Annotated in this window: 18 protein-coding genes and 1 pseudogene; 12 read left to right on the plus strand and 7 right to left on the minus strand. The window is 52.7% G+C overall.

Translation table 11 applies throughout. From position 1 onward, the window contains the following. The 3 genes from AB8881_09445 to AB8881_09455 are packed head-to-tail and all read left to right on the plus strand — an operon-like array spanning position 1 to position 4,254. Positions 1–2,235 (plus strand): acetate--CoA ligase family protein, encoded by a 2,235-nt coding sequence (locus AB8881_09445; GenBank protein ID XDZ62764.1) that lies wholly within the window; start codon positions 1–3, stop codon positions 2,233–2,235. Continuing rightward, on the plus strand, positions 2,232–3,449 hold the full coding sequence (locus AB8881_09450) for a CaiB/BaiF CoA transferase family protein (GenBank protein ID XDZ62765.1): 1,218 nt from the start codon (positions 2,232–2,234) through the stop codon (positions 3,447–3,449). Before AB8881_09445 ends, AB8881_09450 begins: the two co-directional genes overlap by 4 nt. A 19-nt stretch (positions 3,450–3,468) precedes the next feature. Further along, the gene (locus AB8881_09455; protein ID XDZ62766.1) at positions 3,469–4,254 is read left to right on the plus strand and encodes a citryl-CoA lyase; all 786 of its coding nucleotides are present in this window, start codon (positions 3,469–3,471) and stop codon (positions 4,252–4,254) included. A gap of 33 nt (positions 4,255–4,287) precedes the next feature. On the opposite strand, the gene AB8881_09460 is transcribed toward AB8881_09455, so the two are convergent. Further along, on the minus strand, positions 4,288–5,508 hold the full coding sequence (locus AB8881_09460; protein ID XDZ62767.1) for an NADH:flavin oxidoreductase/NADH oxidase: 1,221 nt from the start codon (positions 5,506–5,508) through the stop codon (positions 4,288–4,290). A gap of 211 nt (positions 5,509–5,719) precedes the next feature. On the opposite strand from AB8881_09460, the gene AB8881_09465 reads away from it, so the two are divergent. Further along, complete coding sequence (locus AB8881_09465; GenBank protein ID XDZ62768.1) at positions 5,720–6,109, plus strand: SET domain-containing protein; 390 nt, start codon at positions 5,720–5,722, stop codon at positions 6,107–6,109. A gap of 6 nt (positions 6,110–6,115) precedes the next feature. Here the strand turns inward: AB8881_09465 and AB8881_09470 are convergent, their stop codons facing one another. Next, positions 6,116–6,925, minus strand: coding sequence for an N-acyl homoserine lactonase family protein (locus AB8881_09470; GenBank protein ID XDZ62769.1), 810 nt, complete (start codon positions 6,923–6,925; stop codon positions 6,116–6,118). Between the two features lie 279 nt (positions 6,926–7,204). Between AB8881_09470 and AB8881_09475 the strand changes: the two genes are divergently transcribed. Together AB8881_09475 and AB8881_09480 are read left to right on the plus strand one after the other, a co-directional pair. Then, a complete protein-coding gene (locus AB8881_09475) occupies positions 7,205–9,529 on the plus strand; it encodes a molybdopterin guanine dinucleotide-containing S/N-oxide reductase (protein XDZ62770.1) in 2,325 nt (774 codons plus the stop codon). After that, a complete protein-coding gene (locus tag AB8881_09480; protein XDZ62771.1) occupies positions 9,526–10,365 on the plus strand; it encodes an alpha/beta hydrolase in 840 nt (279 codons plus the stop codon). Before AB8881_09475 ends, AB8881_09480 begins: the two co-directional genes overlap by 4 nt. A gap of 29 nt (positions 10,366–10,394) precedes the next feature. On the opposite strand, the gene AB8881_09485 is transcribed toward AB8881_09480, so the two are convergent. Then, positions 10,395–11,468: a phosphotransferase family protein gene (locus tag AB8881_09485; protein ID XDZ62772.1), complete on the minus strand. Its 1,074-nt coding sequence runs from the start codon at positions 11,466–11,468 to the stop codon at positions 10,395–10,397. Positions 11,469–11,684: 216 nt separating this feature from the next. Between AB8881_09485 and AB8881_09490 the strand changes: the two genes are divergently transcribed. Genes AB8881_09490 through AB8881_09500 form a run of 3 tightly spaced genes read left to right on the plus strand, consistent with a single transcriptional unit; the run spans position 11,685 to position 15,328 of the window. Further along, the gene (locus tag AB8881_09490) at positions 11,685–12,419 is read left to right on the plus strand and encodes an SDR family NAD(P)-dependent oxidoreductase (GenBank protein ID XDZ62773.1); all 735 of its coding nucleotides are present in this window, start codon (positions 11,685–11,687) and stop codon (positions 12,417–12,419) included. A gap of 36 nt (positions 12,420–12,455) precedes the next feature. Beyond that, on the plus strand, positions 12,456–13,664 hold the full coding sequence (locus tag AB8881_09495; protein XDZ62774.1) for an acyl-CoA dehydrogenase family protein: 1,209 nt from the start codon (positions 12,456–12,458) through the stop codon (positions 13,662–13,664). A gap of 26 nt (positions 13,665–13,690) precedes the next feature. Further along, positions 13,691–15,328: an AMP-binding protein gene (locus AB8881_09500; protein ID XDZ62775.1), complete on the plus strand. Its 1,638-nt coding sequence runs from the start codon at positions 13,691–13,693 to the stop codon at positions 15,326–15,328. Between the two features lie 75 nt (positions 15,329–15,403). On the opposite strand, the gene AB8881_09505 is transcribed toward AB8881_09500, so the two are convergent. From AB8881_09505 to AB8881_09515, 3 genes are all read right to left on the minus strand, one after another. Continuing rightward, a complete protein-coding gene (locus AB8881_09505; protein XDZ62776.1) occupies positions 15,404–17,206 on the minus strand; it encodes a thiamine pyrophosphate-binding protein in 1,803 nt (600 codons plus the stop codon). Positions 17,207–17,435: 229 nt separating this feature from the next. After that, positions 17,436–18,098 carry a GntR family transcriptional regulator gene (locus tag AB8881_09510; GenBank protein XDZ62777.1) on the minus strand — a complete coding sequence of 221 codons (663 nt, stop codon included), beginning with the start codon at positions 18,096–18,098 and terminating at the stop codon, positions 17,436–17,438. A gap of 29 nt (positions 18,099–18,127) precedes the next feature. Beyond that, entirely contained in the window at positions 18,128–21,091 is a 2,964-nt protein-coding gene (locus AB8881_09515) for an FAD-binding and (Fe-S)-binding domain-containing protein (protein XDZ62778.1), read from the minus strand. Between the two features lie 131 nt (positions 21,092–21,222). Between AB8881_09515 and AB8881_09520 the strand changes: the two genes are divergently transcribed. From AB8881_09520 to AB8881_09530, 3 genes and pseudogenes are all read left to right on the plus strand, one after another. After that, a complete protein-coding gene (locus AB8881_09520; protein ID XDZ62779.1) occupies positions 21,223–22,395 on the plus strand; it encodes an alanine--glyoxylate aminotransferase family protein in 1,173 nt (390 codons plus the stop codon). A 40-nt stretch (positions 22,396–22,435) separates the two neighbouring features. Then, positions 22,436–22,609: pseudogene (locus AB8881_09525) on the plus strand (TRAP transporter large permease). An 11-nt stretch (positions 22,610–22,620) separates the two neighbouring features. Continuing rightward, the gene (locus AB8881_09530) at positions 22,621–23,418 is read left to right on the plus strand and encodes an enoyl-CoA hydratase (GenBank protein ID XDZ62780.1); all 798 of its coding nucleotides are present in this window, start codon (positions 22,621–22,623) and stop codon (positions 23,416–23,418) included. 52 nt (positions 23,419–23,470) lie between these two features. Here the strand turns inward: AB8881_09530 and leuA are convergent, their stop codons facing one another. Further along, a complete protein-coding gene (gene leuA, locus AB8881_09535) occupies positions 23,471–25,144 on the minus strand; it encodes a 2-isopropylmalate synthase (protein ID XDZ62781.1) in 1,674 nt (557 codons plus the stop codon). Positions 25,145–25,298 lie beyond the last annotated feature (154 nt).

Below are 25,298 nucleotides of genomic sequence, written 5' to 3' on the forward strand. Positions count from 1 at the left end.
ATGCGCGATATTAAGGGCAATATTATGGGTGATTTTGCGGATGAGGCTGGGCATGATTTAGGGTGCGCGCTTGTTGCGCCAAAATCAATTGCGCTCATTGGTGTATCGGGTGATGCAAAAAAACTGTCGGCGCGGCCGTTGCAATTCTGCCAGCAACATGGGTTTGCCGGTAAAATTTATATCGTCAACCCGCGCCGTGACGAGGTGCTTGGCATCAAGGCTTATCCGTCGGTCTCGGCAATCCCTGAAAAGATAGATCACGCCTATATTCTGCTTGGCACTGAACTGGTTGAGGCGGCGCTGGATGATTGTATCGCCGCCGGTGTGCAGATTGTCTCGGTGCTGGCCGACGGGTTTGCCGAGGCCGGCAGCGAGGGGCAAGCACGCCAAGCGCGGCTTGTGGAAAAGGCGAATGCCGCCAAGCTGATGCTGATCGGGCCAAATTCGATGGGCGTGGTAAACACTAATAATGGCTTCGTCTGCACCACCAATGCGGCCTTTAAAATCGACGATTTACCGCGCGGGCGGCTGGCGGTTCTATCGCATAGTGGCAGTCTGATTGGCACGCTTGTTTCGCGGGGGCAGGCACGAAATATCGGCTTTGCCGCGCTGGTCTCGCTTGGTAATGAGGCGCAGGTTTGTGTTGGCAGGCTTGGCCTGACCTTGGTTGATGATGAAGATATCGACGGGTTTGTCTTGTTTCTGGAAACCATGCGCAATCCGCAGATATTCGCTGAATTTGCCCAAGCAGCCAAACGGCTTGGCAAGCCGGTAGTGGCCTATATGCTTGGAAAATCGACCGATGGTCAGGCCTTGTCGGTTTCGCATACTGGTGCCATGACTGGTGAGGCGGCGGCGGTTCGGGCGTTTCTAGCACAGCATTCGGTGGCCGAGGTTCGCCAGTTTGATGCGCTGTTTGAGGCGCCGGCATTATTGATGAAAAAGTCCCAATTGGGATCGCGTCCACGCCGTGCAACCGTTGTCACGACAACTGGCGGCGGTGGGGCGATGCTGGTTGACCAGCTCAGCCTCCGCGGTGTCGAGTTGACCGGATTAAGCCCGGCTTCGAAAGCGTTTTTTACGTCGCAGAACATTCCAAGTGGCAGTGGCAAACTTGTCGATGTTACGCTCGCCGGTGCCCAGTATGATATTATGAAAAAGGCCATCACTCAATTGATCAATGATCCCGAAACCGGGATTGTTGTGGTGGCGATTGGCTCGTCGGCGCAGTTTAATCCCGAACTGGCGGTAAAGCCCATTATTGATGCGGTTGCTGAAAATCCGGCAGCGGCACCGGTGGCGGCCTTTCCGTTGCCGGTTGCAGTCACCTCAATGACGATGCTGGAGGCGGCTGGAATTCCATGCTTTGGCAGTGTCGAGAGCTGTGCCGACAGCATTGGACTATTGCTGTGTGATGATGTGGAAACCGATCAAGATGATCATGGTGATGAACGTCATATTGGCACAAAGGCGGATGATCATCTGGCCATAGGGCAGCAGCTAGAGACAATGATTTCGACTGCCAAAATCGGTGATGCCGGGGGGCTGTTGAATGAGGTTGATGGGTGCCGGCTTTTTGCCGCGCTTGGTATCGAGGGGCCGCGGCATTTATTTTTACCGGCCGGTGATGACGCAGCGTTTAAAGCATCGGCCATGGTGGCTGAAACAGGGTTAGAATTCCCGCTGGTTGCTAAACTGGTCTCGGCGGATTTGCCGCATAAATCTGATTATGGTGCGGTGGTTCTGTCGATTGAATCTGAGGCGGCGCTTGAGGCGGCGATTGCCGAGATGCAGCGTGCGGTAAAAATTCATGCGCCAACGGCAAATATTGATGGGGTGCTGGTTCAAGAAATGGCCCTCGGGCTTGGCGAGGCGCTGGTTGGGTTGCGGCATGATAATCTGGTTGGGCCGTTCATTACCGTTGGCGCCGGCGGTATTTTTGCCGAGATTTACCAAGATGTAACTATACGCCCCGCACCGGTCAGTCTTGCAACCGCGCATAAGATGATTGCCGAGGTGAAGGGCTTTGCCGCCCTTCGTGGTTATCGCGGAAAACCTAAAGGCGATCTTGACGCATTGGCTAGGTTGATAACAAACCTATCAAGGCTGGCTGGTAGTGACCGGATTGCCGAGGCCGAGATTAATCCGGTATTGGTGCGATCTGATGGCGTTCTGATGCTTGATGCGCTGGTCCGGATAGGCCCGAAAAATGGTGCCGGCGGAGACACTATATGAGTGCCGATGCCATGCCGCTTGCGGGGTTGCGCGTGCTTGATTTCGGCCACACGGTTATGGGGCCAACCGCCGGATTGATCCTTGCTGATCTTGGCGCTGAGGTGATCCGGATTGAGCCTGTTGCCGGTGATCCGACACGGCGGTTAAAGGGCTTTGGTACCGGTTACTTTCCCTTTTTTAACCGTAATAAGCAAAGTGTGGCACTTAATCTGAAAGATCCGCGCGGCCTTGGGATCGTCAAACGGCTTTTGACTAAAACTGACGTGCTGATTGAAAATTTTGCCCCCGGAACGATGACACGGCTGGGGCTTGATTACGGTCAAATAGGCGCAGATTACCCGCGTCTGATCTATCTGTCGTTAAAGGGATTTTTGCCGGGCCTTTATGAAAACCGGATTGCGCTTGATGAGGTTGTGCAAATGATGAGTGGGCTGGCCTATATGACTGGGCCGCCCGGTCAGCCATTGCGCGCGGGTGCGTCCGTTGTCGATATTATGGGCGGTACATTTGGTGTTGTTGCGGTTCAGGCAGCATTGATAGAACGGCAAAAAACCGGCCAAGGGCAATTGGTTAAATCGGCATTGTTTGAAAGCGCGATGTTCCTGATGGGCCAGCATCTTGCCTATGCCGCCCAGTCGGATGAGCCGGTGCCGCCGATGCCGGCACGGGTATCTGCATGGGCGATTTATGATCAATTCCGCACCAAGGATGATCACATGGTGTTTCTTGGCATCACCTCGGATAAGCATTGGCTCAGATTTTGTAATATTTTTGGCTGTGATGATCTAAGTGCTGATGCAACGCTGGCAACCAATAATCAGCGTATCGAGGCGCGCGCGCGTCTGTTGCCACGGCTGGCGGCGACGATCGCCGGTCTGGATCTGGCGGCGGTGACCGAAAAAGCGATTGCGGCTGATCTGCCATTTGCGCCGATCGCGCGGCCCGAAGCGCTGTTCAACGATCCGCACCTAAATGACGGTGGTTACCTTCTTGAAACGATCATGCCCAATGGGGAAAAAGGCCGGCTGCCAAACCTGCCGATAAGCCTTGATGGGCGCATTGGCAATCTAACGCGTAATCCGCCGGTCATTGGCGCTGATACTGCCCCATGTCTTGAAAGCCTTGGGTTTTCAGCCGCCCAGATCAAGGAATTATATGCTGACGGTATCATTGGTCTTGCCGATGATGCAATTGAGGCAGAAACCAACGCATAGCGGCAAAGGAGTGAAGGCCATGACGGATGTAGCAGATTGGTGGCAAACCGATATTATTGATATGGCGCCGGGTCAAATTCGGCTGCGGGGGTTTCCGATTGAGGATTTGATCGGCAATATCGGCTTTGCTGAAGTGGTCTGGCTGATGACCCGTGGCACGCGGCCTGATAAATCACAGGCGGCCTTGCTTGAGGCGGCGCTGGTGTCAGCGGTTGATCATGGCCCACAAGCGCCCTCAATTGCTGCGGCGCGGATGGCGGTTAGCTGCGGCCTGTCGCTTAATAATGCGATGGCGAACGCGATCAATATGCTAGGCGATGTTCATGGCGGTGCCGGCGAGCAGGCCATGCAATTCTTCCATGATGTCAAAGCACAGGCGGTGGAGATGCCGCTAGAAACGGCGATCAAGACTGTCTATCAGGCGAATAATCGTCTTGTTCCGGGATTTGGTCACCGCTTTCATAAGAACGCTGACCCTCGATCGTTGCGGTTGATGACGCTGCTTGAGGCGGCGGTTGCAGCAAACATCTGCGATGGTGGCTTTGCCGAAATTGCGGTGGGGGTTGAACGGTTTCTAGCCGATTTAAAAGGCAAGCCAATTCCGATGAATGTTGATGGTGTGACCGCGGTAATTTATGCCGAGCTTGGGTTTGAGCCTGCATTGGCGCGCGGCCTTTTCTGTCTGTCAAGATCGGTTGGGGCACTTGCGCATGCGCATGAGCAAGCTGGCCGCAAAGAGAGGAATAAAGGCCCAACACCACCGCATTACCGCTGGACTTATGGTGGCGCGAACCCAATTAAATAACACGATTGTTTATTATCAAATTAAGCCACTAGTCTAATCTGCGGAAGCATCGGCATTACTGAGAAAATAACTCAGACTTTTGGTAATTTCCGTTTCGTCTTGATTTATCTTCATTTCTTTTTGGCTCTCCCGAAGGCGAAGGCGATGAGCATAGCCCTCTGGGAGGTAGGCAAACGGATCTTGTAACCCTAATGCCTTTGCTGAGTGGGAGGGCCAGTCAGCATTCCACAAAAGTTCGCGTGCTAAAGCTATCAAATCAGCATCGCCTGCTTGCAATATTTCTTCGGCTTGTTTTGGTTCTGTTATACCGCCAACAGCAACAGTTTTGATTCCAACTGCTGATCTTATGCGTTTTGAAAACTCGACCTGATAGGCTGGTATGCGTGGCACCATGGGCATCTCGCTGTCGCCCATCACTCCTCCAGAAGATACATCAATCATATCAATCTCAACTGCTTTGAGTGCTGCAGCTAGCTGGATTGACTCAAAAAGTGACCAGCTACCCCCTTTGCCATCAACAGCAGAAAGCCTGAAAAAAACAGGTTTATCTTGAGGCCAAACTTCTCTGACAGCCACAGCAACCTCGACGGCAAGCCTCATTCTGTTCTCAAGGCTTCCACCATAAGCGTCCTCTCTTTGGTTTGAGGTTGATGAGAGAAATTGATGTATCAGGTAGCCGTGCGCGCCATGAATCTCAACAATTTCATAACCGGAGTCGATGCTCATTTTAGCAGCTGTGCGAAAAGAGCTGATCACCTTTTTTATGTCATCAAGATCCATTTCTTTTGGGAAAATAGGACGAGGGGGACAGTTATGTGCCGTAGGGGCCATGACTTGCCAGGGAGCTTTCCCATACTTGGCGTCCTCGAGTTCGAGTGGCCGCCAGCCTTCGATAGCACCATGGCAGGACCCTTTACGGCCAGAGTGCCCCAATTGAATAGCGGGCACTGCTCCATTTTTCTTTATAACATTAGTAAGGCGACGATACGCACCTACATGCTTTGTGTCATACATGCCTGCGCAAGAGTATGTTTTGCGGCCATTCGGTTCGACCGCAGTCTCTTCGCCAAAAACAATGCCACAGCCTCCGATAGCAAGGCGGCCTAAATGCATTAGGTGCCAGTCATTAGGGCCGCCACCTTCTGACAAATATTGACACATTGGAGATGCCATTATTCTATTGCGTATTTCGAGACCACGCAATTTTATTGGAGTGAATAGCAAGGGAAGTGAGGAGTGAGCTGTTGTTGTCATGATAATAGACTTGATTTTCGATTGGCCAAATAATTAATAAGAAAAACAAAATTGGTGCTGCACTATAGCAACATAAATATTTTTACGAGGATATCTTCGCTGGTCAACCGGCTCAAGGCAACAGTATAATTTACCCCTAAACAGGAAAGCTTTATCATATTCCCGCGTCAGTGGTATCAGTTGTCAGCAATCCCTATACGGAGATATAACAATGAAAGAGCTTGCACCTCTTGCCGGCCATCAGGCCGCACGGATTGAGGTTCGCGATTCACCGTTGCATGGGCTTGGCGTCTTTGCGTGTGTCGATTTGCCAAAAGGTAGCCTGATCGAACGCTGTTTCTATTTGGTAATCGATGACGATGATTTACATGAAATCAACCGGCTGAATGATTACCTTTTTACCAGCCCTGATGTGAAAAGCGATTATCTTTGCGTGCTGGGGTGCGGGATGATCTATAATCATGGCTCACCGGCAAATGCAGAATGGCAAATTGCCGATGTTGACAACCGGTTTATCGAATTCACAGCGCTTGCCGACATCAGGGCTGGTGATGAAATTCTTCATGATTACGGCGAGGAATATTGGGCTAGCCGCGCATAGACAGCGTTAAAAAGGGTTCTCGTCAAGTCGCACCACCAAGCCATCTTTTCCAGCCAGTGCCGGATATTTTTTCATTACCTTTGGGTCATGGCCGGGAATAATGTGATCGAGACTTGGTGCAACCTTTTTCAGTCGGTCAAAACTTTCCATCATTTCGCCAACGTGAAAGGCGATGGTAAAAGGCCGATAGCTCTCCATATGTTCATAATAATGGCTGGCATCCGAGGCTAGAACTACCCAGCCGCGCTTGGTGTGAACCGACACAAATTGCAGCCCGGCGGAATGGCCGCCAGTGCGGTGCAGCCGCAGTCCTGTGGAAACCTCACCGTCGCCATCATAGAATGTAACTTTTTGCGCGTAATTAAGGCGCACGATCCCGCATACATCATCCAGCTCAAACGCGTGTTGCAATTGCGGATAGCGCATGTAGCGGCCAGTTGCATATTGCAGCTCTTGTTCCTGAAGATGAAACTGTGCCCCGGGAAACCGGTCGAAATGGCCCGAGTGATCATAATGAAGATGGGTTAAAATAACATCATCAACAGCATCGGCTTGAATGCCAAGCGCGTCTAAAGTCTTGATCGGGCACTGGATGAATTGCCGGTTACGCTTGGTCGCCATATCGGCGGTAAAGCCTGTATCAATCACCACAATATGATTTTCAGATTTTGCCAGCCAGATAAAATAATCCATCGGCATCGGGCCATCATGTGGATCGCCGCCAATAAAATGCTCGCTTCTGACGGCGTCACGGGTGGCATAACGAATGGCATAAAGCTCATAGACGGGAAGATCAGGTAAGGTGAGGTTTGACATAAACATTCATCCAGTTACAGCGATAAGAGATAAACGAGGTTTTAAGTGTGCCGTTACCATCACCAATCGCAACAAAAAAATATCCAGAGGCGGTCAGTAGCGCCGGTCAGTAAAGTGGTAAAAACCGAGAGGCAAAGGGATTAAAACCGCAGCAAAAATGGGGTTTGATTTCCGCTAGATTTTCGCCGGCAATCGCGTATTGTCATAGAAATGCGGACGTCACGCGCTGGCAGAATGTGTCGGCCAATCCATGGTGGGGCAGCAAAGGGATGCGATCAAATGAGCCTAACAAGCGCACATTGGGGTACCTATCACGCTCATGTAAAGGACGGCCGATTGACCGGCCTCAGCCATTTCGCTGAAGATTCCGATCCGACTGAGATTGGAAAGGGTATCGTTGACGTTATTGATCATGAATCGCGCATCATTGGGCCAATGATCCGTAAAAGCTGGCTGGATCATGGGCCGGCAAGTCATCCCGAACGCCGCGGCCTCGATCCATTTGTTCGGGTAAGCTGGGATCAGGCAGATCAAATCGTTGCCGCCGAGCTGGACCGGGTTATCAGCGCATATGGAAATGAGGCGATCTATGCTGGTTCTTATGGCTGGGCAAGCGCCGGCCGGTTTCATCATGCGCCGGGGCAGTTACACCGATTTTTGAACAGCATTGGCGGCTATACAAAATCGGTCAACACCTACAGCTTTGCTGCCGCTGAGGTTATCGTGCCGCATGTGATTGGGCATTTCCGTGATTACATATACAATCAGACGAGCTGGAAGTCGGTGCGTGACCATGCACAGCTATTTGTCGCTTTTGGCGGGGTGCCACTGAAGAATGGGCAAATTGGGCAGGGCGGACTTGGTCGGCATATTCAGAAGGAGTCCATTCTCGCAGCGCATCAAAACGGTGTTGAATTTGTCTCAGTGTCACCGTTGCGCACGGACATGATTGATGATGTTAATGCTGAATGGATGCCGATACGCCCGAACAGTGATACAGCGCTGATGATTGGCCTGTGCCATACGCTGTTTGGTCAGGGGCTGCATGACCGCAGTTTTCTTGACCGGTATTGTGTTGGCTTTGATGCTTTTGCCGATTATCTGACCGGTGCCACTGATGGTCTGGTTAAGGATGCCGCGTGGGCGGCCGCGCTTTGCAATATTGAGGTGGAGGCGATCGAGGCGCTGGCGATTAAAATGGCGCAATCACGAACCATGTTGTCATTTAGCTGGTCACTAACCCGACAGGCGCATGGTGAACAGCCATTTTGGGCTGGCATTACGCTGGCGGCGATGCTTGGCCAGATCGGCTTGCCCGGGGGCGGATTTGGGCTTGGTTATTCGGCGGTAAATACGGTTGGTAATGATATTCAGCGGCTGCCGGTTGCGGCCATGCCGCAGGGCATAAACGGGGTTTCAAGTTTTATTCCGGTGGCGCGTATTGCTGATATGCTGCTCAATCCTGGTGATGAATTTGACTATGATGGTGTGCGTTACCGTTATCCCGATATCAAGATGATCTATTGGGCCGGTGGCAATCCTTTTCATCATCATCAGGATTTGAATAGACTTTGTGCGGGCTGGCAGAAACCAGAGACGATTATTGCGCATGAATGGTGCTGGAACGCCCTTGCCAAACACGCCGATATTGTTCTGCCTTGCACAACAACGCTGGAGCGAGACGATATTGCGATGTCGCCGATGGATAATTATTTCGTCTCGATGCAGGCGGCCATTGCACCGGTTGGTGATGCGCGTGATGATTTTGAAATTTTCCGCGGGATTGCTGCAAGGATGGGGGCTGAAGATGCCTTTACCGAAGGCCGTAATGCCGAAGATTGGCAACGCTGGCTCTATGATATGACGAAACAGGCCGCCGCCCAACAAGGCCATGAATTGCCCGGCTATGATGCGTTTCGAGACGAAGGCTGGTTCAAGCTGGAACCACCAGAAGAAGCCCATGTTATGCTGGCTGATTTTCGCGCTGACCCGATCGCCAATCCGCTGTCAACGCCAAGTGGCAAGATCGAGATCTATTCAGAAACGATCGCCGGTTTTAAATATGATGATTGCGCAGCGCACCCGTGTTGGTTTGTTCCGCCAGAGTGGCTTGGCAGCCCTGATTGCGGCACCCGACTTCACCTTCTTGGTAACCAGCCAACCGCCCGTCTGCACTCGCAACTTGATCATGGCAGTATTAGCCGCGCTTCCAAGATTGACGGACATGAGCCGGTCAAGATTAATCGCCAAGATGCAGCGGCACGTGGGATTGTAAACGGCGATATCGTGCGGCTTTATAATGATCGCGGTGCGTGTCTTTGCGGCGCGGTTGTCAGTGATGAGGTGATGCAGGGGGTGCTGATTGTCAGCACTGGCGCATGGTTTGATCCAGACCTTTCAGGAACATCTGGCCTTAGCTGCCATCACGGTAATCCGAATGTGTTGACGCCGGATATTGGCACCTCAAAGCTGGCGCAGGGACCCGCCGCACATTCATGTCTTGTTGAGGTGGAATTATGGACCGGCGGGTCGGTTACGATGACGGCGCATAAGCCGCCCGTTATTTTAGATGGCCGCAAAATATCAGGGCAGAATTCTACATGAGCTGGGTTGAATGGCGTCATCATGACATGGAAGCACAGTTTAATCCGCGCGTTGCTGTTGGGGATGAGGCGGCGCTATGTCTTGCGGCATGGGCCGACCGTTCGGCAGCGCGCCGGGCGGAGCTGACCGGCAGGTTTAATGTGGCCTATGGGGCGCATCGCCTGATGCAGTTTGACCTGCATCCAGGGGCTGCAAATCAGCCAATTATTCTGAATATCCATGGTGGGTATTGGCGTGCATTGGACAAGGCCGATATGGATCATCATATGGCAGATCTTGCCAAAAGCGGGTTTGGGCTGGTGAATATGAATTACCCGCTATGCCCTGAGGTTAGCGTGACCCAGATGATGCAGCATCTTCATGTCGGTATTGACGAGATTATCGGCACTCTGGATGCTGCAGGCCAAGATCAGCCGATCATCATGCTCGGGCATTCGGCGGGCGCGCATATCGCCCTGCATTTGTCACATCACCCGAAATTGCAGGGCAGGCTTGCCGGTATTGCGGCCTTGTCGGGAATATATGAAACCGAGCTGGTTCGAGAATTGGCGGTCAATGACGATGTGCGGCTTAGTAAGGATGAGGCCAGTAACTGGAACTGCCTGACCCATATGCCTGCGGTTGGGCCGGCCTATTATATCGCAGTTGGCGGCGGCGAGCCGTCGGGGTGGATTGATCAATCATGGATTATGGCAGATGCGTTGCGCCAGCGCGGAGATCAGGTCATGTTTCACGGATGCGGGGGCTTGCATCATTTCAATCTGGTTGATCGTCTTTGCGATGGCAGCGACCATGATGGCGCGCGGCTTCACCGCTGGATGAAAAGCCTCTATTGAGACCAACAATCTTGGTCAACGGGGGTCAATCAGGCGGTTTTGCCAAGATAGCGTGACAGAATATCAGCGCCAAGCATGGCAACGAGTTGCGCTTGACCACCGACCGATGCCGCATTGTCAGCTGACGCATTACCATCTAGGTGGCGTTTTAGAACGCCTTGCAGGATTGCGGCGAAACGGAAACATTGAAAGGCAATCAACGCCTCCCAATTTGCCGGACGATCAAGCCCAGTTTTTGCGCAGAAGGCGCTGACCAATTGCGCCTCATCAGGTATGCCAAGGCCGGTCCGGTTGATACCACCAAGCCCGCCAATCGGCCAGTCAGACTGCATCCGCAGCATTGCACACCAATAGCTAAGATCAATAAAGGCGGGCCCCAGCGTGCTAAGTTCCCAATCAATCAGCGCGGCAATTTCGGTGCGATTGCGGATCAGCAGATTATCTAGCCGGAAATCGCCATGGATAATGCAAAATCCGGGCATATCCCCGTCGAGACAGGCGGGCAATTCGGTAATCAGAAATTCCATTGCGGCGATCGTTTCGGTTTCGCTGGCACGATATTGGCGTGTCCATGTGGCGAATTGGCGGTCGATATAGCCGGTTGGTTTCCCATAGCCTTCCAGCCCTTGCGCAATCGGATCAATCGCGGCGAGTGCGGCAAGCACGTCAATTTTGGCATAAAACAGGGCGCCGCGGTCACCGGCACTATAGCTGGCTAATGCCGGATCAAACAGCGTTTCGCCATCAACTTCGCGCATGACAAAAAATTTCATACCGACCACATCTGGATCATCGCAGACGGCAATCATATCGGGTACGGGCACCGGGCTTTTCCCCAATGCCTTCATTACGCGATATTCACGGTCAACGGCATGGGCTGATTTCAGCAGCAATCCGGCGGGCTGGGTACGCAGCACAAAGCGGCCATCCGCGCCGCCAAGATCGGTTTGCAGCCGGTAGGTTGGGTTCGACTGGCCAGTGGAAAATTTATCCAAAGATAACGGCACGCCGATATCAGGTGCAGCGTCTCTCAGCCATGCAACGAGAGGCTTATAGAAAGACGGGTCACGCGCGGTATTGGGGCCGTTTTCAGGATTGGTCATGTTCTGGCTCGGGCTCAAAAGTAACGGAGTTGATAATAAACTGCCGATAGAATCACATGATGGCAGAGAAGATTGTTTTGACCATATTGGCTCAGCTAGCGTAAGTTTACTAGGCTGTTTCAGGCAATGGCGAAAAAAAGACACCACCTTCAATGACCGTTATTCAGACAAGCATAAATGAGGTCAAACCTGAACTATTGACCTTGGAGAGATAAGATGACCGGACAGCTCGACGGCAAAAGGATTTTAGTTACCGGCGCGGCGCGCGGGCTTGGGGCGGCTTTTTGTCAGACGATTGCCAAGGCTGGTGGAAGCGTGCTTGCACTCGGCCGTGATGCAGGGGCATTGGCGGCAATGATCAAGGGCCTTCCCGGTGACGGGCATGATATTGTGGTTGCTGATGTCGCGAAATCTGGACATCTATCTGGGCATCTCGCGGGTCAGCAATTTGACGGGCTGGTCAATAATGCCGGCATTGCCATGACCTCGGCGTTGCATGAAAGCGATGAAGATGAAGTCCGGCGTTTGATTGACACCAATTTACTTGGCAGCCTATGGATATTACAGGCATCGGTTCCTGCACTAAAGGCGGCTGGCGGCGGTGTGATCGTTAATATAGCCTCGGTTTTAGGTCACCGGCCTTTGCCGCATACTGGTATTTACGCGATGAGCAAGGCAGCCATCATTCAGATGACACGCGCGGCTGCATTGGAGCTGGCGCATGACAATATTCGGGTTAATGCGCTGGCGCCGGGCTATGTGGTTACTGATTTAAATCGTGACTTTCTATCAAGCGACGCCGGTGTAAAGCTGCAAAAACGCACTGCGCTTCGCCGGTTTGCATCCCCTGCCGAGTTGATGCCGGCGCTGCTTTTTCTGTTGGATCCGGCGAATAGCTATATGACCGGTGAGACCCTGACCATTGATGGCGGGATGAGTGCCAGTTTATAATATTATCGCCAAAAAAAAGAATAGGATTACGCGAATATGGATTTTTCAATTGATGCCAATTTACAGGCGGACCATGACAAGCTGCGTGCCTTTGTGCGCGACGAAATCGTGCCGCTAGAGGCTGATCGCAAAAATTATGATGCCTATGGCAATATTGATATGGCGGTGTTGCGGGCGCTTCGCAGCAAGGTCAAGGATGCTGGTTTATGGGCGCCACAAATCCCGCGTGAGCAGGGCGGGCTTGGTTATGGGCCAACCGGTATGGCGGTATTATATGAGGCAATGAATTATTCGATTTTCGGGCCGGTCGCCTTTAACTGTGCGGCGCCTGACGATGGCAATATGTATATTTTGAACATGGTTGCAACGCCCGCCCAGAAAGACCGCTGGTTAACGCCAATCATTAATGGTGATGTGCGGTCATCCTTTGCCATGACCGAGCCTGCACCGGGTGGCGGTTCTGACCCAAGCATGATCCAGACCACGGCAAAGCGGGTCAATGGTAAATGGGTGATAAATGGCCGTAAATGGTACATCACCGGCGCGGGTGAGGCAGCGCATTTTATCCTGATGGCAAAGACCGGCGATGGTGCCCGTGACGGGTTAACGGCCTTTCTGTTTCATCGTGATGATCCGGGCTGGCGCATTCAGCGCCGCATCGGCATCATGGGGCCCGAAGAACATGGTGGGCATTGTGAATTGGTGTTTGACGGTATGGAACTGGATGATGAAAGGGTGCTCATGGGCGAGGGCAAAGGCTTGAAAGTCACCCAGATCCGGCTGGGGCTAGCAAGGTTGACACATTGTATGCGCTGGCTGGGACTGGCAAAACGTGCGGTTGATATTGCCGCCGATTATGCCAGCAACCGCAGCGGTTTTGGCGTCAAGCTGATCGACCGCGAATCAATTCAGATGAAACTTGGTCAGGCGGCGATGGATATCGAGATTGGCCGGGTGATGGTAATGCGTGCTGCATGGCGGATCGAGCAGGGATCGAAGGCTCGTCAGGATATTTCAATCGCAAAAATTCACGTCTCGCAATTATTAAACCGTGTCACGAGTGATGCCATCCAGATTTGTGGTGCGCGTGGCTATTCCACCGACACGGTATTAGAGTGGATTTATCGTTATGGTCGGCAGGCGCTGCTGGTTGATGGCGCGACCGAAGTGCATCAGATGGTTATCAGCCGGTTTCTACAACAGTCCGGTGATGATTTCTGGGGCTGGGGTGTTGGCCATGATTAATGTGAACCCGGGGGGGAGTTTGAGGTATGTCTGAAGGATCACTATTCGCCGCGCTAGATATGCAAGGGGCTGATATGCAGCCGCTATCGCCGGTGCATTTTATCCAGCGCGTTGCCTATGTTTTTTCGACAAAAACGGCGATTGCCTATGGCGCACGGCGGATCACCTATGGCGAATTTGGCCAACGCTGTAAAAAGCTGGCGGCGGCACTCATCGGGTCGGGGATTAAACCGCAAACTACGGTTTCAGTACTATGCCCAAATGTGCCGGAAATGCTAGAGCTGCATTTCGCTGTACCGATGACGGGTGCCGTTCTGAACACCATCAACACCCGCCTTGACGCCAAGACAATTGCCACAATTCTTGATCATGGCGAAAGCCAGATGCTGTTTGTTGACCGTGAATATGCCGATGTCGCCGAGGCAGCATTATCGCTTTGTGGCCGCAAAATCAGGGTGATTGGCATCGACGATCCGGCAATCGAGGCTGGCCGTATGATCGGTGACACGGATTATGAGAGCTTTTTGGCAAGTGGGCTGGAGACAACGCCGCTGTTCGATTTGCAAGATGAAACGATGCCAATTTCGCTCAGCTATACCTCGGGCACGACCGGCAACCCAAAAGGCGTGGTTTACTCGCACCGGGGCGCGGCGTTGAATGCGCTTGGTAATGTTCTGGCGATGGGGCTCAGCACCAGCAGCACCTATCTTTGGACGTTGCCGCTGTTTCATTGCAATGGCTGGACGCATCCGTGGGCGGTAACGGCCGTTGGCGGCACGCATGTTTGCCTTCGCGCGATCGATCCGGCCGAGGTTTTTCGTCTGATCGAGGCCGAAAATGTAACGCATATGGCGGCCGCGCCGATTGTGTTGTCGCTGTTGATCCATGCACCCGATGAGGCAAAGCCAAAGACCGCAAAAGAGGTGCCGGTGCAGGTTGCCACAGGTGGTGCCGCACCGCCTAGCAAGGTCATTGATGATATGGAAACCATGGGGTTTAAAATCACCCATCTATATGGGTTGACCGAATCCTATGGGCCATCACTGATTTGCGAAATGCAGGCCGATTGGGAGGAGATGACGCTTGCTGCCCGTGCCCAGAAAATGGCGCGTCAAGGGGTGCCGCACGTTCTGGCTGGCGATTATCAGGTCGTTGATCCACAAACCATGCAACCGGTTCCCGCCGATGGGAAAACCATTGGTGAAATTATGCTTCGCGGCAATACCGTTATGAAGGGGTATCTGAAGAATCCCGAAGATACGGCAAAGGCGTCGGCAGGTGGCTGGTTTCACAGTGGCGATCTGGCGGTACTGCATCCAGATGGCTATGCCGAGGTAAAAGACCGGTCAAAAGATATCATCATTTCCGGCGGTGAGAATATTTCCAGCCTTGAGGTTGAAGAGGCGCTTTATCAGCATCCCGATATTATGGAAGCGGCCGTCGTTGCCCGCCCTGATGATAAATGGGGCGAGACACCATGTGCCTTTATCACGCTAAAGCCGGGTGCAGCCGAGCCGGATATGGACTCGCTGCGGGCCTTTTGTCGCCAGCATCTGGCGAGCTATAAATTGCCAAGCCATTTTGTGTTTTCTGCCCTGCCGAAAACCCAGACAGGTAAAATCCAGAAAACGGTGCTTCGCGAGCAGGCCAAGGCGGTCAAATAAGTGCCTGTTATATGTGGGCAATGATCACCGCGCGATCATCCGCAGTGACATGATCTATGCTGCTGGGGGGCGCGCCTATTTGGGAATATAGCGCTCGCCAATTGCAGGCTTGTTAACGCCAAGGCCGGGAATTTCCCAGACGCCAGCACCGGGTGGGTTTAAATCGCCACTGATATTGGCATCAATTAAATAGGGGCGGTTGCTTTTGATACCCGCCAGAATGGCGTCGCCTAGATCGCCTGGGCGGTCAATGCTAACCCCCTCAACGCCGGCCGCGCGAGCCATCGCCGCAAAATCGGGGTTATAGGGAAGGCCGGTATCCGGGTGATGGAAATCTGTTGCTAGCTCGCGGCTGTCAAGATAACCCCGTTGCAGACCGCGGATTGACCCATAGGCGTAATTGTTCCAGACCACCCAGACAACCGGAATATTATACTCGACCGCAGTTCCCAGAACATTGGCGTGCATAAAGAAGGCACCATCACCGCAAACTGAAACACATGGCCGGTCAGGGGCGGCAAGTTTGGCCCCCATTACACCGGCGACACCAAATCCCATGGGGCCAAATCCCATTGATCCGATCAATGAGTCCGGGCGGGTTGGGTTACAAAATTGCAACAGCCAATTGTGATGCACGCCGATATCGCTGACCAGAATTGCATCCTCAGGCAGTGCCTTATCAATCTCGACCGCGGCGCGTTGCGGGTTAATCGGGCTGCTATCATCAACAAACCCCGGAGCAACAAACGCGTTCCATTCGGCGCGATAACCATCAATTGCGGCCAGCCATTTGCGGCTTGCTGGTGTTGGCTCACTGCTATGGCCGCGCCGGTCAAGCTCTGCCAGAACCTGTCGCAAAAAGGTACGGACATCCGCCATCAGCCCCAACGCAACTGGATAGTTTCGGCCGATTTCTTCTGGATCAATGTCAACATGGATCAAGCGTGTGGGCGGAATCGTGAATGAATAGCCCGGAATCCACGAACTGGATGTACGATCATCAAACCTGACACCAAGCGCAAGCAGAACATCGGCTTGCCGGCAGGCATGATTAGATTGATAAGTGCCGCCACGCTGGACAAGGCCAAGGGATAGGGGGTGTTGAACCGGAATTGCGCCAAGCCCACTTGCCGATGATGCTACCGGTATCTGCAAGCGTTCGGCTAGCGCCAGCAATTCATCAGCGGCGCCGCCATAGCGCACGCCCTGCCCCACGACAATTACCGGCTTTTCTGCCGACAGCAGCATATCAACTGCCGTGACCACGCCATCAGGATCAGCCCCGCAACGTGATGAAATATTCGCTGACCATGCTGCCGGATCAGGGGTTTCACTGGCAGCAGCCTCCTTGAAGATATCGAAAGGAACGTCGAGAACGACCGGGCCGGGTCGACCTGTTGTCATGGTTTTCCACGCCTGACGCATCATTAGCGGCACTTGTTCGCCGCGGGTGGGCTGATAGACGCGTTTGCAATAGGCCTGAACCGTTGACGGGAAATCGGCTTGATAATGGCGATAGGTTTCTTGAAATGCACCTCGATTAAACTGGCTCGTTGGCACATTTCCGGTGATCGCAAGGAACGGAACCGAGTCAAAAAAAGCATTGCCAAGGCTGATTGGCAGATTTGCCGATCCCGGGCCGCATGAGGTAAAGGTCGCAGTTGGCTGACCAGACACGCGGTAATAGACATCTGCCATGAAACCCGCGACACTTTCATGATGCACCGAGATTGTGCCGATATCATCTTGGCGTTCATGCATGGCATCGATCAGACCAATGTTGCCATGGCCGCACAGGCCAAAAACATAAGGCACTTTTTCCTTGATCAAATAATCAATGATAACCTGTCCGCCATTCAACTCATTTGTATCTGACACAGTAAAATCCCCCGACTGCTCACCTGTGATCGATGCGCGTATTGATCGTAAAAATATCTTCGATAGAGCATGGCATAAGCCGAAACGGCTTCCAACAAAAATGGCTTGAAAAATAGCGTGGGTTTGATCGTTTGTGAGACTGACTAAACTCTTGTCAAGCGGCAGCTTTATGGCCGCAACTGACGCGCCGGTAATCTGTTTTTGGGCAACCTGTTTTTGGGCGTCAAAATTACTCGTCACCCATGATGCTGTTAAAGCTTGAAACAAGGTCATTAAAGCGCACGCCAACAATGGTGATATGCTTTTTCATCGTTTCCATGGCCCGTTCAGCATCGCCATCACGCAGCGCTTGCAGAATAATATCATGTTCGGCCATTGATTCGTCCATCCGCCCCCGCACGCGCAGTTGAAGCCGCCGAAACGGACGCAAGCGGTCATGTAGGCGGCGGGCCTCATGGGCAAGAAAGCTATTGCCTGACATCTGGTAAATTCTGCCGTGAAGGCGGGCATTCACCTCATAGTATTTTTTCGTGTCACCCGCAGCAACGGCGGCGCGGCAGGTTTCATTATCCTTTATCAGCGCGTTGATATCCGCGCTTGTTGCGCGCCGCGCCGCAAGCCGAATTGCCATACATTCCAGTTCGGCCATCACTTCGAACATCTCAACAAGTTGGCTAAGGCTGGGCGCGCGCACAAAAGTGCCACGACGCGGCAAATGTTCGGCAAGACCGGACTCGGCTAGGCGTTGCAGCGCCTCGCGGACCGGTGTGCGCGACACGCCGTAAAAGCTGGATAATTCGGTTTCATCAAGACGCTTGCCATGTCCAAGCTCACCTTCGACAATTCGCTGTTCAAGCGAGTCTCTTATTTTTGCCGACGGTAATTTGTCCATCTAGTTATGACCCTAGATTTTGGTTAGCTCTAGCGCTCATTATTAGGGGCTTTCATCCATTCGTCCAGAATAATTGCGACATGTTTTGCATCACGGGCGGTGCCGTCCTTGATCTGACAACGGCATGATGTGCCATCGGCAATGATAAGCGTATCATCATCCGCTTCACGGATTTTTGGCAGTAACGCAGAGTTTGCCATTTTCATTGAGACATCAAAAGTATCTGCACCATAGCCAAAGGCACCCGCCATCCCGCAACAGCTGGTCTCGATTTTTTCGACCGTCAGCCCGTCAATCCATGAGAGCACGTCCTCAATCGGGCGCACCGCATCAAATGCTTTTTGATGGCAATGTCCATGCAACAGGGCTTTGGCTTTGCCAGATTTGAGTGGCAGTTTAGGTTTGTCGCGGGCCAGCAATTCCTCAAAGGTCAGCGTGGCGGCAGCAACGGCTTGGGCGTCCTTGTTGTTCAGCAATGCCGGAATTTCGTCACGAAGGGCGAGTGTGCAGGACGGCTCTAGACCAACAATTGGGATATTGTCTTTGGCAAATGGTGCCATGGCGGCAACCAGACGGGTTGCCTCATGACGGGCACGGTCAATCTTGCCCGTTGATAAAAATGTGCGCCCACAACAAAGCGGCTGTTTCATGTCTGATGGTGCTGGCGTAAAGACGTCATAGCCAGCGCGTTCCAGTACCCGAACCGCGGCACGGATGTTTTCCGGCTCAAAATACCGGTTAAAGCTGTCAATAAACAGCAACACTGGCGGTTTTGTGCTGGCGGGAAGGCTTTGCAATTCGCGATTGCGGAACCAGTTTCGTTGCCACTGCGGTAATGGACGGCGCGCGCTGAACCCGGTCACCTTCTCGCTTAGCCATGCAAAGCCCGGGATAATGTCGCGCAGGCGGATAAGAGGTGCAATAGCGGCGGCATAGGGCGCGTAATCGGGAAGATGGGCAATCAGCTTGTCATGAAGCGACAGGCCTTTGGCTTCGGTGCGAAGCGCGGTGACCTCGACCTTCATGCGCGCCATGTCGACACCGGTAGGGCATTCGCGTTTACAGGCTTTGCAAGAAACGCACAGTTTCATCGTTTCAGCCATCTCGTCGCTTACCATCGCCGCCGCGCCAAGCTGGCCGGATAGAGCTAGTCTAAGGCTGTTGGCACGGCCTCTTGTCGAGTCGCGCTCATCGCGCGTCGCCCGAAAGGACGGGCACATGACGCCGCCCTCAAGCTTGCGGCAGGCGCCATTGTTGTTGCACATTTCAACCGCGCCCTGCAGGCCGCCAGCCGAACCCGGCCACGCATCCCAATTTAATCGGGTCGGGAAATCATCAATTTTGTATCCCGGCGCAAAGCGAAACAGCGACCGGTCATCCATCTTTGGTGCATCGGTGATTTTCCCCGGATTGAAAATTCCCTGCGGATCGAACAAGCGTTTAACTTGGCGAAACAGATCCGTCATTTTGCTGCCGAACATGACCTCGTTAAATTCGGATCTGGCAATGCCATCGCCATGTTCGCCCGAATGCGAGCCCCCATATTCTTTTACCAGTTGGAACGCCTCGTCGGCGATGCCTCGCATGGCGGCAACATCATCAGCGTTTTTCATATCTAGAACCGGCCGCACATGAAGACAGCCAACCGACGCATGCGCATACCATGTTCCAGTGGTATTATATTTGGTGAAAATGCGGGTCAGCTTGTCGGTATATTCGGCCAGATCGGCTAGTTCGACCGCGCAATCCTCGACAAAAGACACTGGCTTTGCTGCGGTTTTCATCGACATCATGATGTTAAGGCCGGATTTGCGCATTTCGGTGATCCGCGCCTGATCCTCGGTTTCGCGTAGAATGACCGTGCCGCCAGTCGAGTCGCCTTGTTTATCCCAGCCAAAGCCAAGATCAGCCATCATCGCCTCTAACGCTTCAAGGCGGCGCAGGTTTTCGGCCGGATCATCCTCGGCAAACTCGACCACCAGAATTGCCGCAGGCTCGCCCTTGATATAGGCCTCGACGGTCGAACGGAATAGCGGGATGGACCGCGCCAGATCAAGCATGGTATTGTCAATCAACTCGACAGCAACCGGGTCAAGCGTGACCAGATGCTGGGCGGCATCCATCGCCTTATAGAAGGTCGGGAAATGACAAAGCCCCATGACTTTTCTGGCAGGTAATGGCGAGAGTTTCAGCGTGATCGCGGTTGAATAAGCAAGCGTACCCTCAGAGCCAACAAGCAGATGCGCAAGATTAATCCCGTCACCGGCCTTGCCGCCGGGCCGAAGCGCCATCGCATCAGGGATTAACGCATCAATATTGTAACCGCCAACACGGCGCAATACTTTGGGAAAACTGGACAGAATCTCATCGCTATGCGTTTTGCCGAGTGCCAATAATTCAGGCAGAATCGTGCCCAGCTGGCCAGTGGCGGCGGGCGCAGACGGATCATATTTGCCAAAAGATGCGTGACTGCCATCACCAAGAATGGCGTCAATCGCCAAGACATTATCCCGCATGATGCCGTAACGGATTGACCGACCGCCGCAGCTGTTATTTGCCGTCATACCCCCAATGGTTGCGCGGCTAGAGGTCGAAACATCCACCGGAAACCACAAACCGTGCGGCTTTAGCTGGCGATTTAATTCATCCAGAACGATGCCCGGCTCGACAACGCAAACACGGTTTTCAACATCCAACTCAAGAATTCGGTTCAGATATTTGGTGTTATCTAGAACCAGCGCATGATTGACCGTCTGCCCACATTGCGAGGTGCCGCCACCACGCGGCAAAAGCGCCATTCCCTGTTCACGGCAAAAGGCGATTGTGGTCTCAACATCGGCAATCGTTTTTGGAATCACGACGCCATGCGGCATCATTTGATAGATTGACGCGTCGGTGGCATAGCGCCCGCGCGTGAAACCGTCATCAAATAAAGCGCCGGAAAGCGATTGTCTCAGCCGCTCAAATCCGGCAAAGCTGTTGCCATCAGCCATGAAGTTCTCCAGTTTTTGGTATACAATTCTCTTGTATTGATATACAAAGCGACTTTAGAGTTCAACCTAATTGACGCGGATTTAGAACAACAACTGCATTTTGACTATGCATCTATGTGGAGAATAAATTCATGGCTACACCCTATGCCGCCGGCCGCCATTTTTTACAAATTCCTGGCCCAACAAATGTGCCTGATAGGGTGCTACGAGCGATGGATTACCCAACAATCGACCATCGCGGTCCACAATTTGCCGAAATTGGCAAAAAATGCCTCGCCGGAATGAAAACGGTTTTCAAGACCGACAGTCATGCGGTGATTTATCCGGCATCGGGAACTGGTGCGTGGGAAGCGGCCTTGGTGAATACGCTGCAAGAAGGTGATCAGGTATTGATGGTCGAAACGGGTCATTTTGCCTCTCTTTGGCGCAAGATGGCATCTCGTTTGGGTCTTGAAACCGAGTTTCTGGCGACGGATTGGCGTCGAGGGGTTGATCCACAGCAAATTGAAGATCGTCTGCGTGTTGATCCGAAAAACAAGATTAAAGCTGTTTGTGTGGTTCACAACGAAACCTCAACAGGATCGACATCCCGCGTTAATGAAGTGCGGCTGGCAATGAATAATGCCGGTCATGATGCGTTATTGCTGGCCGATACGATCTCATCACTTGCCTCGATTGATTTCCGCCATGACGAATGGGGGGTTGATGTTACGATTGCAGGGTCGCAAAAAGGTTTGATGCTGCCACCGGGCCTGTCGTTCAACGCTGTATCGGAAAAGGCGCTAGCGACGGCGCGCAAGGGCGGTATGCGCCGCAGCTATTGGGATTGGGAAGAACAGATTGCCGCTAATAAGGATGGTGCCTTTCCGTTCACGCCGGCGACAAATCTTTTATACGGGTTGGCCGAAGCGATTGATATGCTGCATGAAGAGGGTCTGGATAATGTGTTCAAACGCCATGACCGTCACGCTGCAGCAACCCGGAAGGCGGTTCAGGCATGGGGGCTTGAGGTCTTGTGTCAGGAACCAAAGGATTATTCCAGCGCATTGACCGCGGTCTTATTGCCCGACGGGCATAATGCTGATGCGTTCCGCGCCGGTGTTCTGAAGAATTTCAATATGTCGCTTGGCAATGGTCTAGCCAAACTTGCCGGCAAGGTCTTTCGGATCGGGCATCTTGGTGATTTTAACGATCTGATGCTTCTTGGAACGCTAAGCGGCGTAGAGATGGGTCTTTCGTTGGCAAATATTCCGCATCAAAAGGGTGGTGTTGACGCGGCCATGAACTTGTTGAAAGGTGAATAGATAAAGATCAAGCCGGTTTTGTCATCCTCAAATCCGGCGGCAAACACCGCCGGTTGCATCGGTGCTGATTACCGCCTGTTCAATTGCGCGGGCCAATATTTGGGAGGTGACACGGTTTAATATGCCATCTATTGGCGTCTTGGTGGCGGTGCTTATGATTTGTACTTATTTGCCGGCAATTCCAATGTTCTTGGATGAACTATTTTACCGCTAGAAGGAGCTGAAATGGCTGCGTCAGATCGTGAATTGCTGATCCATATTGAGGATGGCATTGCCCATGTAAAATTGAACAGGCCGCAGGCAAGAAATGCGCTGACATTTGAGATGTATGAGAGGCTAGCGGCGCTTTGTGCCAAGGCTGGCACTGACGATGACGCCGATCACATCAGGGCTATTATCATCTCAGGTGCTGGTGATAAAGCCTTTGCAGCCGGAACTGATATTGGGCATTTTACTGCCTTTTCCTCGACCGAGGATGGCTTGGGCTATGAAAGCAAGGTTGAGGCGGTCATAAGCGCGATCGAGGTCTGCCGCGCGCCGGTGATTGCTGCCCTTCACGGTGCGGTAACGGGTGGCGGGTTGGTAATTGCGGCCGCTGCACATATCCGTATTGCCAGTTCAGCCGCGATTGCCGGCATGCCGATCGCGCGAACGCTTGGTAATTGTCTGGCGGTCTCAAACCTTCGTCGCCTGACAGCTTTATTTGGCGAGGCGCGCGTCGCCCATATGATTTTGACAGCTGAATTACTGGATGCTGAAACGTTGCTTACCAGCGGGTTTGTGCATGAGGTGCTGCCCGATCAGGACGCATTAATGGCGCGCGCGCAACAGCTGGCTGAACGGATGAAGCAGATGGCGCCATTGACGATCGAGGCCAGCCTTGAGGGGCTGCGAAGGTTGCGTCACGCGGCGCCATTGCCGCAGGATGATGATCTGATTGAGCGGAGCTATGTTAGTGCTGATTTTGCCGAGGGTGTTCGCGCCTTTCTTGAAAAGCGCAAGCCGCAATGGCAAGGCAAATAGCCCGCTTGTAAAAGAACAGCGATCACCGGGCTAAATATTATGGTGAGCCTTATCAGCCGGTAACCAGCTTATTGATCGCGCTGACAACAGCACGGATTGGGGCAACGGTGATCGAGGTGTCAATGCCAACACCATAAACCGATTGTCCGTCATCATTGACCAGCTCAACATACGCAGCCGATTCGGCCTTTGATGTCGCGGAGCGTGTATTCTGGCCAAAATCTGAAAGCCGGAAACTCAGCCCAAACTCATCGCGCATCGCATCCACAAAAGCCGAAATCGGACCATTGCCGGTGGCACTGATAGTCACGTCCTTACCGTTATGACTTAATCTTGCGGTGATGCGCTCAGACTCGCTAGCCCGACTAGCACGACCAGACTCAAAGCTGACCAGCGTGAACGGACCCTTCGGCTTGATGTAATGCTGTTCGGCCAGTTCCCAAATACGTTGGCTGGTAATTTCCTTGCCCGTTGTGTCAGCTTCATTTTGCACAATGCCAGAAAACTCAACCTCGGCACCGCGCGGCAAACGAATATGATGGTCAGCTTCAAGAAGATAGGCGGCCCCGGCCTTTCCCGATTGAGAGTTTACCCGGATAATTGCCTCAAAAGTGCGCCCGATATCAGCTGGATCAATTGGCAAATATGGCACTTCCCAGATATCATCATTGGCCTCGACAAGCGCATCTATGCCCTTGCGAATTGCGTCCTGATGGCTACCCGAAAAGGCGGTGTGGACGAGCTTACCAGCGTAGGGATGGCGTTCATGTACCAGCAGTTGATTACAGAATTCTGCGGTTTCGATCAGGCCATTGATGTCGGAGAAATCAAGGTGCGGATCGACGCCTTGGGTAAACATATTTAGCCCAAGCGTAATCAAATCGACATTGCCGGTACGCTCGCCATTGCCAAACAATGTGCCCTCAACACGGTCAGCACCTGCCATCAGCCCAAGTTCGGTTGCAGCGACAGCACAACCACGGTCATTATGCGGATGCAGTGATAGAATAACGGCGTCCCGGTTTGAAAAATGCCGGTGCATCCATTCGATCTGGTCGGCGTAAATATTCGGTGTCGACATCTCGACCGTTGCCGGCAAGTTTATAATTGTGGGGTTTTCCGCTGTTGGCTGCCAGACCTCCATGACCGCCTCACAGACGTCCAGCGCATAGTCAAGCTCGGTTCCTGTAAAGCTCTCAGGGCTATATTGCAGGCGAAGGTTGCCCGCACCAAAGCTGGAAATACGGTCGGCAACCATTTTTGCACCATCAACAGCGATCTGTTTTACCCCATCACGATCAGATTTAAAGACAACGCGACGCTGCAGTGTGCTGGTAGAATTATAGAGATGCAAGATGGCATTTGGCGCCCCGCGAAGCGACTCGATCGTGCGGTCAATAAGATGTTCGCGCGCTTGGGTTAGAACCTGAATGGTTACATCGGCAGGCACATGGCCCCCCTCGATCAGTTCGCGCAGAAAGTTGAAATCGGTATCTGATGCTGCTGGAAACCCAACCTCAATTTCCTTAAAACCCATCGCCACAAGCATTTTGAACATAGCCATTTTGCGAGCGCTATCCATTGGCTCAATCAACGCCTGATTACCATCACGCAAATCAACCGAGCACCAGATAGGTGCGGTTTCAATTTTTTGGTTTGGCCATGTACGGTCACCTAGATCAGGGCCGATAAATGGACGGTATTTTTCATGACGCAGGCTTGGCATCAGCTTCTCTTTTTCTGGAAATTTGAATTTATCTGTCTAAGTGCAACAAGATCCAACAAGACCTAACAAAATCGCAAAAATGCATTATACGCACAAGCGGCAAGGGGAAACAGGAAAAAGATCGAAAATCCAGTATATGATCTATGAATAAAAG

The organism is Alphaproteobacteria bacterium LSUCC0396 (assembly GCA_041228345.1).
Lineage (GTDB): Bacteria > Pseudomonadota > Alphaproteobacteria > Puniceispirillales > Puniceispirillaceae > UBA3439.

Coding starts and splice junctions, on each gene's coding strand:
- AB8881_09445 (XDZ62764.1), top strand. CDS start 1: ATGCGCGATATTAAGGGCAATATTATGGGTGATTTTGCGGATGAGGCT.
- AB8881_09450 (XDZ62765.1), top strand. CDS start 2,232: ATGAGTGCCGATGCCATGCCGCTTGCGGGGTTGCGCGTGCTTGATTTC.
- AB8881_09455 (XDZ62766.1), top strand. CDS start 3,469: ATGACGGATGTAGCAGATTGGTGGCAAACCGATATTATTGATATGGCG.
- AB8881_09460 (XDZ62767.1), bottom strand. CDS start 5,508: ATGACAACAACAGCTCACTCCTCACTTCCCTTGCTATTCACTCCAATA.
- AB8881_09465 (XDZ62768.1), top strand. CDS start 5,720: ATGAAAGAGCTTGCACCTCTTGCCGGCCATCAGGCCGCACGGATTGAG.
- AB8881_09470 (XDZ62769.1), bottom strand. CDS start 6,925: ATGTCAAACCTCACCTTACCTGATCTTCCCGTCTATGAGCTTTATGCC.
- AB8881_09475 (XDZ62770.1), top strand. CDS start 7,205: ATGAGCCTAACAAGCGCACATTGGGGTACCTATCACGCTCATGTAAAG.
- AB8881_09480 (XDZ62771.1), top strand. CDS start 9,526: ATGAGCTGGGTTGAATGGCGTCATCATGACATGGAAGCACAGTTTAAT.
- AB8881_09485 (XDZ62772.1), bottom strand. CDS start 11,468: ATGACCAATCCTGAAAACGGCCCCAATACCGCGCGTGACCCGTCTTTC.
- AB8881_09490 (XDZ62773.1), top strand. CDS start 11,685: ATGACCGGACAGCTCGACGGCAAAAGGATTTTAGTTACCGGCGCGGCG.
- AB8881_09495 (XDZ62774.1), top strand. CDS start 12,456: ATGGATTTTTCAATTGATGCCAATTTACAGGCGGACCATGACAAGCTG.
- AB8881_09500 (XDZ62775.1), top strand. CDS start 13,691: ATGTCTGAAGGATCACTATTCGCCGCGCTAGATATGCAAGGGGCTGAT.
- AB8881_09510 (XDZ62777.1), bottom strand. CDS start 18,098: ATGGACAAATTACCGTCGGCAAAAATAAGAGACTCGCTTGAACAGCGA.
- AB8881_09515 (XDZ62778.1), bottom strand. CDS start 21,091: ATGGCTGATGGCAACAGCTTTGCCGGATTTGAGCGGCTGAGACAATCG.
- AB8881_09520 (XDZ62779.1), top strand. CDS start 21,223: ATGGCTACACCCTATGCCGCCGGCCGCCATTTTTTACAAATTCCTGGC.
- AB8881_09530 (XDZ62780.1), top strand. CDS start 22,621: ATGGCTGCGTCAGATCGTGAATTGCTGATCCATATTGAGGATGGCATT.
- leuA (XDZ62781.1), bottom strand. CDS start 25,144: ATGCCAAGCCTGCGTCATGAAAAATACCGTCCATTTATCGGCCCTGAT.